17 protein-coding genes and 1 riboswitch are annotated in these 16,282 nt (G+C 37.2%); of the genes, 2 read left to right on the forward strand and 15 right to left on the reverse strand.

Annotation, left to right across the window (positions count from 1 at the left end; translation table 11 throughout):
- The first annotated feature begins 117 nt into the window (after positions 1-117).
- Positions 118-795 (forward strand): DedA family protein, encoded by a 678-nt coding sequence (locus CD152_RS01685; protein WP_103214285.1) that lies wholly within the window; start codon positions 118-120, stop codon positions 793-795.
- A 49-nt stretch (positions 796-844) separates the two neighbouring features.
- Here the strand turns inward: CD152_RS01685 and CD152_RS01690 are convergent, their stop codons facing one another.
- The 7 genes from CD152_RS01690 to CD152_RS01720 all read right to left on the reverse strand — a co-directional run bounded on the left by CD152_RS01690 (position 845) and on the right by CD152_RS01720 (position 7,267).
- Positions 845-1,555, reverse strand: coding sequence for an ABC transporter ATP-binding protein (locus CD152_RS01690; RefSeq protein ID WP_232237473.1), 711 nt, complete (start codon positions 1,553-1,555; stop codon positions 845-847).
- Positions 1,552-2,232, reverse strand: a complete 681-nt coding sequence (locus CD152_RS01695) for an ABC transporter permease (protein WP_232237474.1) — start codon at positions 2,230-2,232, stop codon at positions 1,552-1,554. The genes CD152_RS01690 and CD152_RS01695 overlap by 4 nt, the downstream gene beginning before the upstream one ends.
- 53 nt (positions 2,233-2,285) lie before the next feature.
- The gene (locus CD152_RS01700) at positions 2,286-2,573 is read right to left on the reverse strand and encodes a thiamine-binding protein (protein ID WP_041635908.1); all 288 of its coding nucleotides are present in this window, start codon (positions 2,571-2,573) and stop codon (positions 2,286-2,288) included.
- On the reverse strand, positions 2,573-3,574 hold the full coding sequence (locus tag CD152_RS01705) for an ABC transporter substrate-binding protein (protein ID WP_103214286.1): 1,002 nt from the start codon (positions 3,572-3,574) through the stop codon (positions 2,573-2,575). Before CD152_RS01705 ends, CD152_RS01700 begins: the two co-directional genes overlap by 1 nt.
- A 34-nt stretch (positions 3,575-3,608) precedes the next feature.
- A riboswitch (TPP riboswitch) is annotated at positions 3,609-3,707 on the reverse strand.
- A gap of 63 nt (positions 3,708-3,770) precedes the next feature.
- Positions 3,771-4,634: a 2-oxoacid:ferredoxin oxidoreductase subunit beta gene (locus CD152_RS01710; protein ID WP_012656786.1), complete on the reverse strand. Its 864-nt coding sequence runs from the start codon at positions 4,632-4,634 to the stop codon at positions 3,771-3,773.
- Entirely contained in the window at positions 4,635-6,368 is a 1,734-nt protein-coding gene (locus CD152_RS01715) for a 2-oxoacid:acceptor oxidoreductase subunit alpha (RefSeq protein WP_101140641.1), read from the reverse strand.
- A 104-nt stretch (positions 6,369-6,472) separates the two neighbouring features.
- Entirely contained in the window at positions 6,473-7,267 is a 795-nt protein-coding gene (locus tag CD152_RS01720) for a TIGR00282 family metallophosphoesterase (protein WP_101140642.1), read from the reverse strand.
- 95 nt (positions 7,268-7,362) lie between these two features.
- Between CD152_RS01720 and CD152_RS11715 the strand changes: the two genes are divergently transcribed.
- Positions 7,363-7,545 carry a hypothetical protein gene (locus CD152_RS11715; protein WP_133422288.1) on the forward strand — a complete coding sequence of 61 codons (183 nt, stop codon included), beginning with the start codon at positions 7,363-7,365 and terminating at the stop codon, positions 7,543-7,545.
- A 75-nt stretch (positions 7,546-7,620) separates the two neighbouring features.
- On the opposite strand, the gene rny is transcribed toward CD152_RS11715, so the two are convergent.
- The 8 genes from rny to yfmF form a co-directional block, all read right to left on the reverse strand.
- A complete protein-coding gene (gene rny / locus CD152_RS01725; protein ID WP_101140643.1) occupies positions 7,621-9,180 on the reverse strand; it encodes a ribonuclease Y in 1,560 nt (519 codons plus the stop codon).
- A gap of 326 nt (positions 9,181-9,506) precedes the next feature.
- A complete protein-coding gene (gene recA / locus CD152_RS01730; RefSeq protein ID WP_012656782.1) occupies positions 9,507-10,568 on the reverse strand; it encodes a recombinase RecA in 1,062 nt (353 codons plus the stop codon).
- A 276-nt stretch (positions 10,569-10,844) separates the two neighbouring features.
- Positions 10,845-11,426, reverse strand: coding sequence for a CDP-diacylglycerol--glycerol-3-phosphate 3-phosphatidyltransferase (pgsA, locus tag CD152_RS01735; protein ID WP_012656781.1), 582 nt, complete (start codon positions 11,424-11,426; stop codon positions 10,845-10,847).
- A 16-nt stretch (positions 11,427-11,442) separates the two neighbouring features.
- Positions 11,443-12,264, reverse strand: coding sequence for a helix-turn-helix domain-containing protein (locus tag CD152_RS01740; protein ID WP_103214287.1), 822 nt, complete (start codon positions 12,262-12,264; stop codon positions 11,443-11,445).
- 15 nt (positions 12,265-12,279) lie between these two features.
- The gene (locus tag CD152_RS01745; protein WP_103214288.1) at positions 12,280-13,071 is read right to left on the reverse strand and encodes a YmfK family protein; all 792 of its coding nucleotides are present in this window, start codon (positions 13,069-13,071) and stop codon (positions 12,280-12,282) included.
- A 10-nt stretch (positions 13,072-13,081) separates the two neighbouring features.
- Positions 13,082-13,789 (reverse strand): SDR family NAD(P)-dependent oxidoreductase, encoded by a 708-nt coding sequence (locus tag CD152_RS01750; RefSeq protein WP_101140645.1) that lies wholly within the window; start codon positions 13,787-13,789, stop codon positions 13,082-13,084.
- Positions 13,782-15,050: an EF-P 5-aminopentanol modification-associated protein YfmH gene (yfmH, locus tag CD152_RS01755; RefSeq protein WP_101140646.1), complete on the reverse strand. Its 1,269-nt coding sequence runs from the start codon at positions 15,048-15,050 to the stop codon at positions 13,782-13,784. The genes CD152_RS01750 and yfmH overlap by 8 nt, the downstream gene beginning before the upstream one ends.
- A complete protein-coding gene (gene yfmF / locus CD152_RS01760) occupies positions 15,050-16,282 on the reverse strand; it encodes an EF-P 5-aminopentanol modification-associated protein YfmF (RefSeq protein WP_101140647.1) in 1,233 nt (410 codons plus the stop codon). The genes yfmH and yfmF overlap by 1 nt, the downstream gene beginning before the upstream one ends.

The raw sequence follows: 16,282 nt of genomic DNA on the forward strand, positions 1-16,282 counted from the left end.
TATTTTATACTATTGTGCCATATCGGTTTCCGAAATGTATGATTTATGCTCTATCCATCGCAACTTTTTTAAAAATAAAGTATAATTAATAATTATTTGTAGAAACGAGGTTTAACCATGTCATTTATCAGTCACCTTATGGATTTTATTTTACATATTGACGAACATCTAGTGAATATCGTTAAAGAATATGGCACATTGACTTATGCAATATTATTTTCAATCGTCTTCGTAGAAACAGGACTTGTGATCATGCCATTCTTACCTGGAGACTCAATGCTTTTTGCAGCTGGTGCACTTGCGCCACAGGGTGCACTAAATATCTGGATATTATTTATCGTGTTGTTTGCTGCAGCTGTAATCGGTGATACTGTTAACTATCATATCGGTAAGTTTCTTGGACTTGGTGTCTATAATCACCCTAAACTCGGCAAATTCATTAAGAAGGAACACCTTGATAAAGCAGAGGATTTCTTTAATACACACGGCGGTAAAACAATTGGGATTGCCCGCTTCATGCCCTTTATCAGAACTTTTATACCGTTTGTAGCAGGTGCCAGCAAGATGAAGTATGGTTATTTTATTACGTATAATATTGTCGGTGCAATTTTGTGGGTTGGTATTTGTCTATTTGCTGGTTACTTCTTCGGAAATATAAAGATCGTTAAAGACAACTTTGAAATCGTATTAATATTAATTATATTAGTATCGGTGCTTCCTGCCGTCTTTAGCTTCTTACAATCCTATTTCGTCAGAAGAAAGATAAAAAGAAATGATAGCAGAAATAAGAATTAATGCATCACCATCAATATTAATAACCGAATGTGAGATAACTCACATTCGGTTATTTTAATAATTGAATAATTTGTGCTTTTAATTCTGCAATTTGCGAAAAAGATAAATCCTGGTTCACATCTATCGATCTGACTATCGTAGCAGGTTTCTGATTTAAAACGAGTATACGGTTACTCATCTTGATCGCTTCATCAATACTATGTGTGATCATCAGCACCGTTTTATCACTCTCCAATAATAAAGACTTCAACCAGATCTGCATATCATTACGAGTTATTTCATCCAATGCTGAAAACGGTTCATCCAGTAACAGTAATTGATGTTCTGTATTTAATGCACGTAGAAATGAAACACGCTGCTTCATTCCCCCAGAAAGCTCATTGGGGTATCTATCTTTAATGGAAGTGAAGCCAGCTCTTGCTAATAGATGTTCTGATTTATTCTCACTATCATTTGCCTTTATTTCTGTTGCGAGGTTAATGTTTTGTATCACTGTACGCCATGGCATCAGTGAGTGTGTCTGAGGCATAAAGGACACATGTCCTGTTTTCCCATTGATACGTTCCCCTTGCAATAAGCACTCGCCACTTGAAGGGATGAGTAATCCGCCGATAATATTTAATATCGTACTCTTACCGCTGCCACTCGGGCCGATCAATGCAACAATCTCACCTTTATTCAGTTCTAAGTTAATATTATTAATTACAATATCTTTATCGTAACGATGCATAATTTCGTTAAGTTGAATAATAGGAATCATCGTTGCCACCTCAATACAATACGCTGAATAATATATATAACAAGATAAATGACCATAGCAAAGATAATGATCCAGACAATTGCTACAAACACCTGATCTACTTGAAATGCACGCTGAGCTATAAGCATAAATTTACCTAAACCTTTATCACTGCCAAGCCATTCAGAAATGATTGCACCCATTACTGAGTATGTGCCAGCAATCTTTAATCCATTAAAGAAATAAGGCATACTATTTGGCCATTCAAGCTTTTTGAAACGTTCAAGACGCGTTGCCCCCATCATCTTCATATATTTCTCTAATTCTTTATCTGTCTCATTAAATCCCTCAAGTAAGCTCACGGTTATCGGAAAGAAACACACAAGTGTTATCACGATAAGTTTCGGCAATATTCCAAATCCGAACCAAATGACTAGTAGTGGTGCAATGACGATAACAGGTACATTCTGACTCATTATGAGCAATGGATAGACATACTCATGCAGCCCAGGGATTAAACGTAATATTATCGCCACACAAATACCGCATAGTATCGAGCAAATAATGCCTAGTACAACAAGTAATAGCGTTGGATATAAATGCACATGATATGTGCTAAAATCATTAAAGAAGCTCTTAAATATCGCGCTTGGTGCAGGTAATGTATATGCATCGACATGTAATAAACGAACGAGCACTTCCCAAATACACAGTAGTATTATGAAAAATAGAAAAAACTTAACATATTTCATCATCTGTACTTATGTACAAGCATATCCATCGATACTTCTTCAGCATGATAAAACTTTACTTGTGAAATAATAGAAGGACAGCCCATTTCACGCATCTCCTTATTCATTAATTCGATTAGCTTAAGCAACTCATTCATGTTTCCCTCAATTGATGTTTCAAGTGGATTCACGATGTACTTTAAGTTTGATGCTTCAATCACTTCAATTGCACGATCAACATACGGAATTACATCTTCACCATTTGGCGTCTTCGGAATAATTTGTATGCTCATTATTGTATCTGCCATTATTTACCCTCCACATATTCATTTGTAAATGCATCTCTAGCAACGAAGTCTTTAGTAATCACTTTGTTATCTTTCATAAACTGCCCAAAATTCTTCCAGATGCGCTCTTCCTGATAACCCCAGTATTTCGCATCATCCTGATATTTAGGTGACAGATATTTTTGTGATGCATAGACGAGCTTTTCTTGTTTTTTAAGTTCCGGAACAGACTTCATCAAAATATCTGCACTCTCCTTGTCATGTTTAATTGAATATTCATAACCTTCTTTAAGTGCGGTCATAAATTTCTTAGCTGTCTCACCATTAGATTTTAAATACTTTTCATTCGCGATAACGACAGGTGTGTAATAATCTAGATTCTTATCATAATCAATTAAATACTGCATATTAACATCGATATTACGTGTTTCTGCTTCGATTCCAGTCCATCCGTAATAAACCCATGCGAAATCGATGTTCTTCTTAGATGCAGTAAAGAAATCAGTATTTCCCATATTGATAATTTTAGTGTCTTTCACTGATGCTCCGTCTTTTTTCATAACTGCATCAATCATTGGCTGTTCAATCGGTGCACCCCATCCACCGTATGTTCTCCCTACATAATCTTTCGGTGATTTAATAGCCTTATCTTTCAAGCTCATAAATCCACTCGTATTATGCTGGATAATCGCTCCTATAGATTTAACCGGAATATCTTCTGAACGAGACTGGGTCACTGTTTCCTGAGCACTAATTCCGAACTGAACATCTTTTTTATTTGCAGCAATGAGCTGATCCGCGTTTACTTCACCAGGTGTCTTAATTTCCACATCTAAACCGTGTTTGTCAAAGTAACCTTTCTCTTGTGCTACATATAGGCCTGTATGATTCGTATTCGGCGTCCAGTCCAGCATTATCGTCACTTTTTCTTTCTTATCTTCTTTACCTTTATCGGCTGACTGATCTCCACAGCCTGCTAGTAAAATGACACAACTCGCACTTAACAGTAACTTTTTATTCATATTAGCCTCCAAAAAAACACAACCTGACTGCAGGTTGTGTCAATTGGCACTTCCCTACGCTGGTATAATCCAGATCAGGTATATAAGGGTTTAGGACGAATCCAATCTCAGAGTAACTCCCCTAGTGTTTAAATTTATTATTTTATTCTTATTTATTATAACAGTTTTATTAAAAATAAGGTACAGTTAGTTCATTTTATTTGAACTGAGCCATTAAAGCATCAAATTCCTCTTGCTTAATATTTAAATCTGCTTTTGTTAGATTCTCACTGTAGCCAGCAATTTGAGATTCGTATGTCGGTGCTTCTGTATCCTGGTACACAATACCTGTAACAAGGCCTTCTTGTTCGTGGACCGTATTCATTGCAAGCTGCTTATTGGTATAATCATAACCTTCAATATCAGCAAGTTTCGTCAAATTTTCTTTAAACCAGTCATACGTATTTACTTTGTTGTATGTGACACACGGAGAGAATACATTGACGAATGAGAATCCTTTATGGTTTACAGCCGCTTCAATAATTGATGTTAAATCTTTTATATCACTAGAGAAGCTTTGTGCGACAAAAGTCGCGCCGCTTGCAAGTGCAAGTTCAAGCGGAGAAACATGTTTCTCAATCGAACCTTCTGGCGTTGTCTTCGTCACAAATCCATGCGCTGAACTCGGTGATGTCTGCCCTTTAGTCAGTCCATAAATCTGATTATCCATCACGATATACGTGATATCAATATTTCTACGTAGCGCATGAATCGTATGACCCATACCAATCGCAAATCCGTCACCATCTCCACCTGAAGCGATTACTGTAAGCTCCTGGTTAGCCATCTTCACACCTTGTGCCATCGGTAATGCTCGACCGTGAATCGAATGCACACCGTATGAATTTACGTATCCAGACAGACGTCCTGAACAGCCGATACCTGTTATTAATGCGAGCTGTTCTGGTTCTAAGCCGATATTCGCACATGCTTTTTGGATTGCTGCTTGTACTGAAAAGTCACCACAGCCAGGACACCAGTTCGGTTTCACATTATTTCTGAAATCTTTAAATGTTGCCATCTATATTAACTCCTTTAATGTTGCGTTGATTTTCTCTTCAATTTCGTGAGGTAAGTATGGAGTACCATCATACTTGCTCATCTGAATCATCTTACCTTGATGATTCGTATTCATCTTGATAATCTGTCCAAGTTGTCCGTTAAAGTTATGTTCAACAACAATCACTTTCTTCGCTTTATCTATCGCTTGCTGAACCTCTTCTGTCGGAAATGGATGAAGTTGCTTCATATGCAGATGGTTTACCTTTCCTTCTACACGATAGATTGCTTCATCAATCGCTCCATACGTTGAAATATAACCAATCACTAACACATCTGCAGCTTCATGATGCGCATTGTATACAACAGGCTCAGTAATCTTCAGCTGTTCTAACTTACGCATACGTTTCTCCATCTGCTTTGCACGGTTCACGGGAGATTCGCTCGGCTTTCCTTCTTCGTTATGTTCAACACCTGTAACATGATGGATACCATTTTTTACACCAGGAATCGTACGTGGTGAAATGCCATTATCTGTTACCGCATAGCGTTTGAAGTATGCTTTATCCTCCGTTGGTGCAATATCAGTAACAAGAGAACCACGATCAATATTAATCTTATTATAATCAAGTACAGGAACCGTCTGCTTCCCTAAAGAAAGCTGTAAATCACTTAAAATAATAACCGGACATTGATATACTTCCGCTAGATTAAATGCTTCGTTCGTTAAGTAGAAGGCATCTTCAGCAGTAGTTGGTGCAAGGACGATCTTTGGAATCTCACCATGCGTTCCATAGATCATCTGCATTAAGTCTGACTGCTCCTGCTTCGTTGGCAATCCTGTAGATGGGCCGCCGCGCATCGTATTTACAATTACTAACGGCTGTTCAGTCATACCACTCAGTCCAATCGCTTCCATCATTAACGATAGTCCTGGACCACTCGATGCAGTAAATGCACGTACGCCTGCATAGTTTACACCTATTGCCATAACTGCTGCAGCAATCTCATCTTCTGTCTGTATTACAGTTCCACCAAAGCGTGGTAACTTATCAATCATATATTCCATAATTTCACTCGCTGGTGTAATTGGATAAGCAGCCATAAAACGTGCTCCTCCTGCTAATGCGCCAAGTGAAATTGCTTCATTACCAATCATAAATAGATGTCCTTCTTCGGTTGAAGGTTCTAATTTATAATCCACAGTAAGTTCTGAATGACTTTCAATTTCTGCATAACCTTTGTGCAGCGCTTCTTTATTTAATGTACAGATCTTTTCACCTTTTTTAGCGAACAGGTCATCCACTAAAACTTCGAAGTGCTTTAGATCTGCGCCTATAAGATTAGCTGTAGCACCGACTGCCACCATGTTCTTCATCAATGCCGTACCAAGTTCTTTTGCAATTTCAGTGAATCCCATACTAATAAATGCGCCATTGTAATCCTCTGGTGCAACAGGATCAAACTTACTGTCTGCAAGTATTATCCCTTCAGCTGTCAGTTCATGATAGTTTAAATCAATCGTCTCCTGATCAAATGCCACAAGTATATCCAGATCATCACTGATAGCATAGACAGGTGTTGTTGATACACGAATCTTATTGTTCGTATGTCCACCTTTAATACGTGATGAGAAATGACGATAACCATATAAATAATAGCCCAGACGATTCAGCGCAGTTGAGAAAATCTCTCCAGTACTTTCAATTCCTTCACCTTGCTGACCGCCGACTTTCCAAGAAATTTGTGTCTTCAAAACAATTCCTCCCTAAATTAACTATCTCTAATATAACAGAAAAACCTATGTCTATATAACAGACATAGGTAAATTATATAAAAATCAGTCGAATGGCCGATACGTTATCGACTGAGCGGTTGATCCTCATTGATAAGTATTCTTTCAATTTTCTTTGCTTGACCATTGGATTTAAGTTCTACAAATACACCGCTTAACACACCACGTCCTGTATCCGGAACAACATGTTTAACTGGCATTCCTGTTAAGAAGCGGTGGATGACCTCGTCCTTATTAATACCGAGTATCCCATCATAGAAACCTGTCATACCGACATCTGTAATAAAAGCCGTACCCCCGGATAAGATTCGGTTGTCACTTGTCTGAATATGTGTATGTGTCCCCACAACAACACTTGCTCGACCATCTACATAATATGCAAATGCCCCCTTTTCACTTGTTGTTTCTGCATGAAAATCTACAAAGATATAATCCGTCTCCTGCTTAGCAATTTCATATAGTGCATCGAACGTCTTAAACGGACAGTCACTCTGCATCATAAATGCTCGCCCTTGTAGATTGATCACAGCAACTTTCTTATCATTAAATTTAATGATCTCCATTCCTTTACCCGGTGCTTCATCAGGAAAGTTTGCTGGACGAATAATCTTATGATGGCTATTTAGCAATTCATAGCTATCACGCACACCGTATGTATGGTTACCCATTGTGACACAATCGACTCCGAGCGTCATCATTTCTTTAAATATCTTTTCTGTAATCCCTCGTCCATGCGCAGCATTCTCACCATTGACTATCGTAATATTCGGTCCGTACTTCTTTTTAAGCTGTGGTAAGTACTCGCCTAACATATTACGACCGACAGCACCTACTACATCACCAATAAATAAAATTCTCATAATTCACTACCTCTACTCTATTTGTCTTTATTATATAGAAAATAATAAATGAATTAAATGATTTTTATTGATACAATCAAAAACGAGGTGATAAAATGCATTTTATCGGAACAGCAGTCACATTGTTCATCGTATTTTTTATTACATATATGATATGTGATCGCATAACAAATTATTTTAGAACAGTAAAACAGCCCCCTAAGTATAGATCAGCACTAGTTGGGGGCATCATCTTCTCGATTGGATTATCTATCATGCAATACTGGTCCACAATGTAAAAAAGATGACTAGAAATATAACATTTCTAGTCATCTTTTTTGATTCTACTCATGTCTGACCGCTCGTGTCACGACCTATTTCGCATATTCAACTGCACGCATCTCTCGCACTACAGTAACTTTTATATGTCCAGGATATTGAAGCTCTTCTTCAATCTGGTTTTTAATATCTCTTGCGATACGATGTGCTTTTAGATCATCGACTTCTTCAGGCGTTACAATGATTCTAATTTCTCTACCTGCCTGAATCGCAAATGATTTCTCTACACCATCATAGCTCTCAGAAATTTCTTCCAGACGTTCTAAGCGACGTACATAATTCTCAAGTGTTTCACGTCTGGCACCTGGGCGTGCTGCACTTAATGCATCTGCTGCTGCCACAAGAATAGAAATTATATTGTCTGGTTCTACGTCTCCGTGATGTGAATGAATGGCGTTAATCACTGTTGGATGTTCACGATATTTCTTTGCAAGATCTACCCCAATTTCAACATGCGATCCCTCTACTTCATGATCAATCGCTTTTCCAATATCATGTAAAAGTCCCGCACGCTTAGCGAGCGCAACGTCTTGTCCTAGTTCTGCAGCTAACATACCAGAAAGGTGTGCAACTTCTACGGAATGTTTCAGTACATTCTGTCCGTAGCTCGTACGATATTTCATTCGTCCAAGTATCTTCACGATATCAGGATGCAGATTATGTATACCAAGTTCAAACGTTGCAGCTTCTCCTGCTTCTCGTATGATTTCATCCACAGATTTTCTTGCCTTTTCAACCATTTCTTCAATACGACCTGGATGAATTCTTCCATCAGACACTAAAGACTCAAGCGCTGTTTTCGCAATTTCTCTTCTAATTGGATCGAATCCGGATAAGATGACCGCTTCTGGTGTGTCATCGATGATAAGATCAACACCTGTTAGCGTTTCCAACGTACGAATATTACGACCTTCTCGGCCAATGATTCTACCTTTCATCTCATCATTTGGAAGGTTAATTACAGACACTGTAGATTCAGAAGTATGTTCAGCAGCTAATCGCTGTACAGTCGTAGCTAGAAGCATTTTCGCTTTTTTATCAACATTCTGCTTTGCTTCTTGCTCCTTCTCTTTTACCATAACTGCAATATCATGCGTCAATTCTTCTTCAACCTGATCAATAATTTCTTGCTTCGCTTCTTCTTGTGTCAGTCCGGAGATGCGTGTTAATTCTTGTTCATGCTGTGCTATGATTCCTTGAACACTTTGCTCTAACGCATCTACATGCTGTTGCTTTTCTTCAATTTTAGATTCTTTTTGTTCTAAAAGATCATCCTTTTTATCTAAAAGGTCACTTTTACGATCTAAGTTCTCTTCTTTTTGAAGGAGTCTTGCTTCTTGTCTCGCTAAGTCTGAACGTCTTTCCTTATACTCTTCTTCCAGACGGTCATTACGTCTTTGGTATTCTTCCTTCGCTTCAAGAAGTTTCTCTTTCTTAAGACTTTCGGCTTCTTTGTTGGCCTCAGCAACGATAAAATCCGCAGTTGTTCTTGCCTGAATCTGCTGATTTGTTAATACGTTCTTCGCAACAAAATAACCGATCGCAACACCGATTATGATACTAAGCAAAATGAATAAGAGGATAGTTAAGCTCACATAAACACCTCCTTATTTGCTTTTATATATCAATAAAACATTATATGAAGTATATCCATATAAATTAATTGTACGTTTATGAGTTATACTCGTCAAGCTGTCATCATCATTAAATATATAAATTTACATCATTTTACTCAAATTGTTGTATGAAATTTTAATTTGTTACATATTTCCTATAACATAAGTCTGATATGCACTCTCGCATATAAACTAAGTTCATAATGACGAAAATTTATCTATAAAAAACGAACGATGCTAAAAATAAATAACATCGTCCGCTATGAAATCAGGATATGCACTACGCACTGCCCTCAGGTTATTAACTATTCTAACTCATCGTCGAATAACTTATCTTCTACCGGCACTTCTTCTTTCTGTGCTGATGCCTCTTCTAATGAAGCACCGACACCCATCGCCTTACGAATCTTCTGATCGATTTCGTCACGTACTTCTGGGTTTTCTTTCAGATAAGTCTTAATATTTTCTCGCCCTTGGCCAATACGTTCTCCATCATAAGAGTACCATGCCCCTGACTTTTGCAGCACTTCATATTCTGCACCTAAATCAACGATTTCCCCTTCACGAGAAATACCTTTGCCGTACATAATATCAACTTCTGCTACTTTAAAAGGAGGTGCAACTTTGTTTTTAACGACCTTGATCTTTGTTCTATTACCTACAATTTCCTGCCCTTGTTTCAATTGTTCTGCACGACGTACTTCGAGACGTACTGAAGAATAGAATTTAAGCGCACGGCCACCCGGCGTTGTTTCTGGATTACCGAACATTACACCAATCTTCTCACGTACTTGGTTGATGAATATTGCGATCGTGTTAGACTTCGATACAGAACCAGATAACTTACGTAACGCTTGAGACATAAGACGCGCTTGAAGTCCCATATGCGAGTCTCCCATCTCTCCTTCAATTTCCGCTTTAGGTGTTAAAGCTGCAACTGAATCGACCACAATAATGTCTACCGCACCACTTCTGACAAATGCTTCTGCAATTTCTAGTCCTTGTTCACCGTGGTCAGGTTGAGATAAGTAAAGGTTTTCGATATCTACTCCAAGATTCTTAGCATATACCGGATCAAGCGCATGCTCAGCATCAATAAACGCGGCAACGCCACCTTGACGCTGTACCTCTGCGATGGCATGTAGTGCCACCGTTGTCTTACCTGAACTTTCAGGACCATAAATTTCTATAATACGGCCTTTTGGATAACCACCAACACCAAGTGCACTATCTAATGTAATAGAACCGCTTGATACTGTAGAGACGTTACGGTCAGTACGATCTCCTAATTTCATTACTGCACCTTTACCAAACGATTTTTCCATATTTTTAATAACTGTGTCTAATGCTTTTTGTCTTTCACTCATATATATCCTCCCGAAGATCGATTAATAATTGTATATTTAACTATAAAATATTTTTAGCTGTTATTTACTACATTTAATACTATACGCACTAATGCTAAAAATAGCAAGCGAAATGCGAACGTCTGTTTGTATTTTTTGTGTAAAGATTAAAAAAATAAGAACGTGTAAGCGTTTTTATTACGGTGATATTTGAGAAAACTGAAAAATAACACGTCTAAAATTTAATTATTGCAATAAAAAACATTTAGTATATTAAAAATACTAAATGTTTTTATGCTACTTTGAATTTTTAAATACATCGCGTCCGTGATAAAAATATTCAATTCCAGATAATACAGTGAAGAATACTGCTACATACATCAGAAGATAACCACTGTTAAGACCTGTCCACTCTGAAAATGGTTCATTAAGCAAAAGTAATGTCATCGCAAGCATAGTTACAGCCGTTTTGATCTTTCCTAATTGTCCTGCTGCAGACACGAACCCTTGTTCAATCTGTAAAAGACGAAGCCCTGTAACTGCAAATTCACGTGCAATAATTACAATTGCCACCCATGAAGATATTGCATCAAGCTCAACTAATGCTATCAGACCACTTGAAACAAGTAATTTATCTGCTAATGGATCTAGAAATTTCCCCATATTCGTTACGAGCTGCCATTTGCGCGCCAAATAGCCATCTATCCAGTCCGTCAGCGAAGCAAAAATAAAAATTAATGCTGCAATAAACTGTTCGATGCGCATCACTTCAGACCCGAGCACAGAAATATCACCCATATTGAAATCTGAAAGTAAGAACACTAGAAATATCGGTATTAAAAGTACCCTCGCTACTGTAATTTGATTTGGTATATTCATTTTATTCATCCTAACTCTAATTTTTTGAAACTTTGAAGAAATAAGTTCGTGTGATAAGATTCTCCGCTTCCTTTGGAACCGAAACTTTCTGGTTATTGATATAGATATCTACTGAAGTAGAGTTACCTGAAATAATCGTTACTTCTTTCGCCTCTTTATCAATCTTGAAACTCTGCTCTTTAATTTCATTGTATACGTAGTTCTTGTTCTTATCATCAAATACCTGGACCCATGTCGGCATCTTAGAAACAATCTTCACGGTCAGGGGTTGCTGTGATTTAACTTCATAGGTTAAATTACTGCCATCAAAGTTTTTATATGTCAGACTTGTTTCAGGTTTCACCTGCTTTTTTATAGCTGGTTTGTCAACCTTTGATACAGGTTCTTGTTTCTTTTCAACGGAGATGTTACGTGAAGGATTGAGAGAAGCAGGTTTAAACATCTCATCTTTATTTGTAAAGAGCAGTTGACTGAGCATCCATATGATGAAAAGAACACCTAAGCCCGCAATAATGAAATAAAACAATTTACGCGTTGAATCATCATTTTCTGTAGTATGCGTCGCCTTTAAAGCATCTATTGCTTCTTTAGCCGATATTTTTTTGACCGGAAGTTCTGATTCATGCTGTTTAATCAATTCTTTCCCATTAAGATTTACACAACGCGCATATTTTTCAATGAAACCTCGTGTATAATCTGGATTTGGCAGGTGTTCAAAATTATTCTTCTCAATCATTTCAATATATTTTTTTTGGATTTTAATTTTCTTTTCAAGGTCGATTAATGTCATACCAAGAGACTCACGTTTAGATCTTAGAATTTGCCCAATTTGTTTCATTAAAGTGCTCCTTTATTAAAAAAATCCAAACTCATCGTTATCAAACAAATTATTTTTAGATAATTGTTCATAAGTAATTTCCTGAGTTTCAGTTTCACGAACCTCAATAATATAATCAAAATCATCTAATGTATAATCGGTTTTTTGTACAAATAGATCAGGATGTTCGACCACTTTCGTTGCAGGTAGTGCCATCACTTCACGGATTAGATCCAGGTGCTCTGGCTTTTGTCGGATTGAAAGCGCACCGTCTATTATGTAAATATGACTGTCATCATATTCTCCTTTAAATAAAGAATTACGCACTGTCTGCTTAATCATTGTCGAAGAAATAAATAACCATTTCTTATGTGCACATACACTTGCAGCAACAATAGATTCTGTCTTCCCTACACGCGGCATCCCTCTAATTCCAATCAATCGATGTCCATCTTCTTTAAAGAGTTCTGCCATTAGATCAACCAGTATTCCCAGTTCTTTACGAACAAAGCGAAAAGTATTTTTCTCATGGGTATCCTTCTGTATATACTGCCCATGACGCACTGCAAGACGATCTGTCAATCTCGGTTTACGCAGCTTAACGATTTCAATATCATCAAGTTGACTGATAATATGTTCAAATCGTTTCACCTTCTCAACATCATCTGTCTTAATGAGCAGTCCACGCTTTCCCTGATCAACACCATTAATCGTAATAATACTGATGCCAAGTGCTCCTAGTAGACTTGATACATCACCTAGAAGTCCCGCACGATTAATCACTATCTCATATTCGAGGTACCATTCCTTCTTTAAAGTTTGTTCCATTCGTTTCCTCCTATATATACCAGCCACCATTAATACGTATTACAGTGCCTGTTGTGGTATGGCTATACTGGTGTAACAGAGCACGTACAAAATGGCTGATTTCTACTGGCTGGACACATTTTTTTTGAGGGATCTGTTCAATGATGCTTTCAACATCATCTTCAAGTGCATCCGTCATTCTTCCGGTAACGAGGCCCGGTGCAATAATATTTGCAGTAATATTTGTTTGCGCATATTCTTTAGCGATGGACTTTATAAAGCCGATTTGTGCCGCTTTGAAACCACTATAGATGCTTTCCATGCTGCTCCCTGTTTCACCCCATATAGAACTAATTACAATAATTCTACCATTATTCCCTTGTAATAAGCCATTAGAAGTATATTGAACGCACTTCACAAGGTTAAAGAAATGAATCGCGTACTGTTCATGAATTTTATCATCTGTGACATCGCGAAGTTCTGAAAAATAGGACTTACCAGCAACATAGATTAAACCATCAAGATGCGCTGTCATCCATGTTTCAAAAGGATTCTTCTGCAGAGGAACCGATAAGTCAAGGTGTAAAAAAGAAATTGCCTGACCACTAAACTGTTCTTTTAACCGCCTAATATCTGCACTAAAGTACTGCGCGATGACTTCATGTCCATCCAATAGCAAATCCCGTGTAATCTGACTGCCGATATCTCCGCTCGCTCCAATAACCATATATTTACCCATTCGGTAGCATCCTACTATCTGTAATTGAGGCTGATGCTATCGCTGTCTTATACGTTGATATACAGTCCTCGAGTTGTAGCTGATTGAGTATTGGTAATAAATCAAAGAGAATATCTCCATTGAAGAAATAACGTGTAAACTGATTAGCAATATATTCAGGACTATTCATACTGGAAACATATTCACCTATTGTCTGTTTTATCAGTCGTCTAAAGGACGCTTCATCATTCAACGTTTCAAAATGATTCAGCTGTAACAAGATACGCTTCTTCAGTTCTTCAATATTATCGCTTGCACCAGCGATTAATATATGAGAAAACGTAGGTTCAATAATAAAACTATACCCAAACGTGTCATCGATGAGGTGTTCATCTAATAGCGTCTGATAAAAATCAGTCTGCTCTCCAAATAAAAGATCTAATGCAAAAAGCATTTCCATTTCAATTTTCATATGGGATTCATGTCGATGATGAACATTCGTCTTAATACCAAGCATCAACTTATCTTTTTGTATACTTGCCTTTGATTGGATCATCGATGCATACACTTCTGTCGGTTCATCAATCTTCATAAGTTCAGCTGGAACGTATTTATCTCTTTTTATACCTAAACCATTAACATATTGGTACATTTCTTCCGGCGCTACATCTCCTACGATAAACATGACCATGTTCTCAGGATGATAAAAGGTCTCATAGCATTGATATAAAGTAGTGTCAGTAATTTCAGAGATACTTTCTATCGTACCTGCGATATCATATTTTACGGGATGCTGATGATACATCGCATTTAAAGTCTGATAATAGAGCTTATAGTTGGGCTGGTCTTGATACATCTTAATTTCTTCAGCAATGATACCCACTTCTTTGTGCACACTTTCTGGCGTAAAATATGGGGTATCAAGCATATGCATTAATAGCTTGATATTTTCTTTCAGACTTTCGACAGTCGTAAACAAATAGCTCGTTCGGTCATACGATGTAAATGCATTAGCAGAACTGCCATGCTCAGAAAATTCATTGAACATGTCTCCGTCTTCTTTTTCAAACATCTTATGTTCAAGAAAATGTGCAATCCCTTTTGGCATATGTATCAACTGGTCATCGAGATAAAAATCATTATGTATAGAGCCATATTTAGCGGTTAAAGTAACATAGGACTTTTTAAATCCCTTTTTAGGGATGATAAATAAATCAAGTCCATTATCAAGCTGATATTCATAAAGTGATTCATCTATAGAACGATAGTATGTTTTCTTCATTATTGCACCTCACTCGCTAGACAATATATTGTGTGAAAATATCCAGTCTTCGCTAAATTTACGATGTCAGCCTTTGTCACAGCTTGAATACCTTCTATCCATTGTTGCTGTGAGATTTCAGACCCAAATGTATTAGAAAAACTTGTTTCTACAAATCCTTTCGGACGATCCATTGACTCAAGTCGGCTGTTGATAATCAGTCTTTTTGACAAATCTACCATCTTTTCTTCAATCTCACCACTTTTTATCATTTCAAATTGATTTTGAATCGTTTCGATTGCATGTGCTTTGTTTTGCTGATTTACACCTGCAAGTACATACATTAATCCATTACGCGCATCGATCTGGCTATGTATTTGATAAGCTAGGCTCAATTTTTCTCTAACGTTCATAAAGAGCATACTGGACGCATCTCCACCAAAGAGATGATTCAATACGATAAAGCTGAAGTACGATCTGTCTGGGTGATGCACTTCAAACTTCATACCTATATTAAGACGCGCTTGAGTGGTATCGATTGTTTCCTCAACGTAATGCGTCTCCTTATTAAATACAAGTCTGCTATCATTTAAAGTTACCGTTGACGAATCGAGCTGTATATATTTTTCATAAAGTGACTCAATCTCTTGTGAGTCGATTTCACCTACTGCATAGAAATAAATTTCATCTTCTTGTTTCATCTTCTGAAAGGCTTGATATAAAGTGCTGCCATCAATACTGTCCAGCTGATGTTCATCGCCAAAGCTTGGTAGTCGGTTTGGGTCCTCCGGAAACATTGTATGCAGCAACTGATAAAATCCATATTGACCAACATTTTCTTTTATCGCTAAAAATTTATTCTTTAATAAGCGTTTTTCTTGATTCACAAGCCGTGTATTAAAGGTCTGTTTCTGCACATTTGGAAAGTACAGTACTTCGTGCAATAATTTAAAAGCTTCTTCAAGTAAGTTTGTGTCTGTTAAGTATTTATCGTTAACAATATCTATACCTAAAGTAATGACATGTGCATTGTTCTGTTTTAAAACAGAGCTGTATAAGTTTGCCCCATACAGCTCTGACAGATGATTCATCATCTCTATTTCTGTAGGGTACTTCTGTGAAGTTTTCTGTATTAACTTTGATAATACACTTCTTGCTGTCATTGTGGATTCATCAAGTGGTGCTTTAAATTTCATTACGAGCGATATCGTCTTAAATTGAGAAGTATTTAAATAATTCATGTGATGTGACAT

Origin of the sequence: Macrococcoides caseolyticum, assembly GCF_002902665.1 — a bacterium.
GTDB classification, from domain to species: Bacteria; Bacillota; Bacilli; order Staphylococcales; family Staphylococcaceae; genus Macrococcoides; species Macrococcoides caseolyticum.

Bases quoted from the DNA above. Each gene is read 5' to 3' on its own strand.
- pgsA (WP_012656781.1), bottom strand. From the start codon at position 11,426: ATGAATATACCAAATCAAATTACAGTAGCGAGGGTACTTTTAATACCG.
- CD152_RS01705 (WP_103214286.1), bottom strand. From the start codon at position 3,574: ATGAATAAAAAGTTACTGTTAAGTGCGAGTTGTGTCATTTTACTAGCA.
- CD152_RS01740 (WP_103214287.1), bottom strand. From the start codon at position 12,264: ATGAAACAAATTGGGCAAATTCTAAGATCTAAACGTGAGTCTCTTGGT.
- CD152_RS01685 (WP_103214285.1), top strand. From the start codon at position 118: ATGTCATTTATCAGTCACCTTATGGATTTTATTTTACATATTGACGAA.
- CD152_RS01710 (WP_012656786.1), bottom strand. From the start codon at position 4,634: ATGGCAACATTTAAAGATTTCAGAAATAATGTGAAACCGAACTGGTGT.
- CD152_RS01690 (WP_232237473.1), bottom strand. From the start codon at position 1,555: ATGATTCCTATTATTCAACTTAACGAAATTATGCATCGTTACGATAAA.
- CD152_RS01750 (WP_101140645.1), bottom strand. From the start codon at position 13,789: ATGGGTAAATATATGGTTATTGGAGCGAGCGGAGATATCGGCAGTCAG.
- CD152_RS11715 (WP_133422288.1), top strand. From the start codon at position 7,363: ATGCATTTTATCGGAACAGCAGTCACATTGTTCATCGTATTTTTTATT.
- yfmF (WP_101140647.1), bottom strand. From the start codon at position 16,282: ATGTCACATCACATGAATTATTTAAATACTTCTCAATTTAAGACGATA.
- recA (WP_012656782.1), bottom strand. From the start codon at position 10,568: ATGAGTGAAAGACAAAAAGCATTAGACACAGTTATTAAAAATATGGAA.
- yfmH (WP_101140646.1), bottom strand. From the start codon at position 15,050: ATGAAGAAAACATACTATCGTTCTATAGATGAATCACTTTATGAATAT.
- CD152_RS01700 (WP_041635908.1), bottom strand. From the start codon at position 2,573: ATGGCAGATACAATAATGAGCATACAAATTATTCCGAAGACGCCAAAT.
- CD152_RS01745 (WP_103214288.1), bottom strand. From the start codon at position 13,071: ATGGAACAAACTTTAAAGAAGGAATGGTACCTCGAATATGAGATAGTG.
- CD152_RS01720 (WP_101140642.1), bottom strand. From the start codon at position 7,267: ATGAGAATTTTATTTATTGGTGATGTAGTAGGTGCTGTCGGTCGTAAT.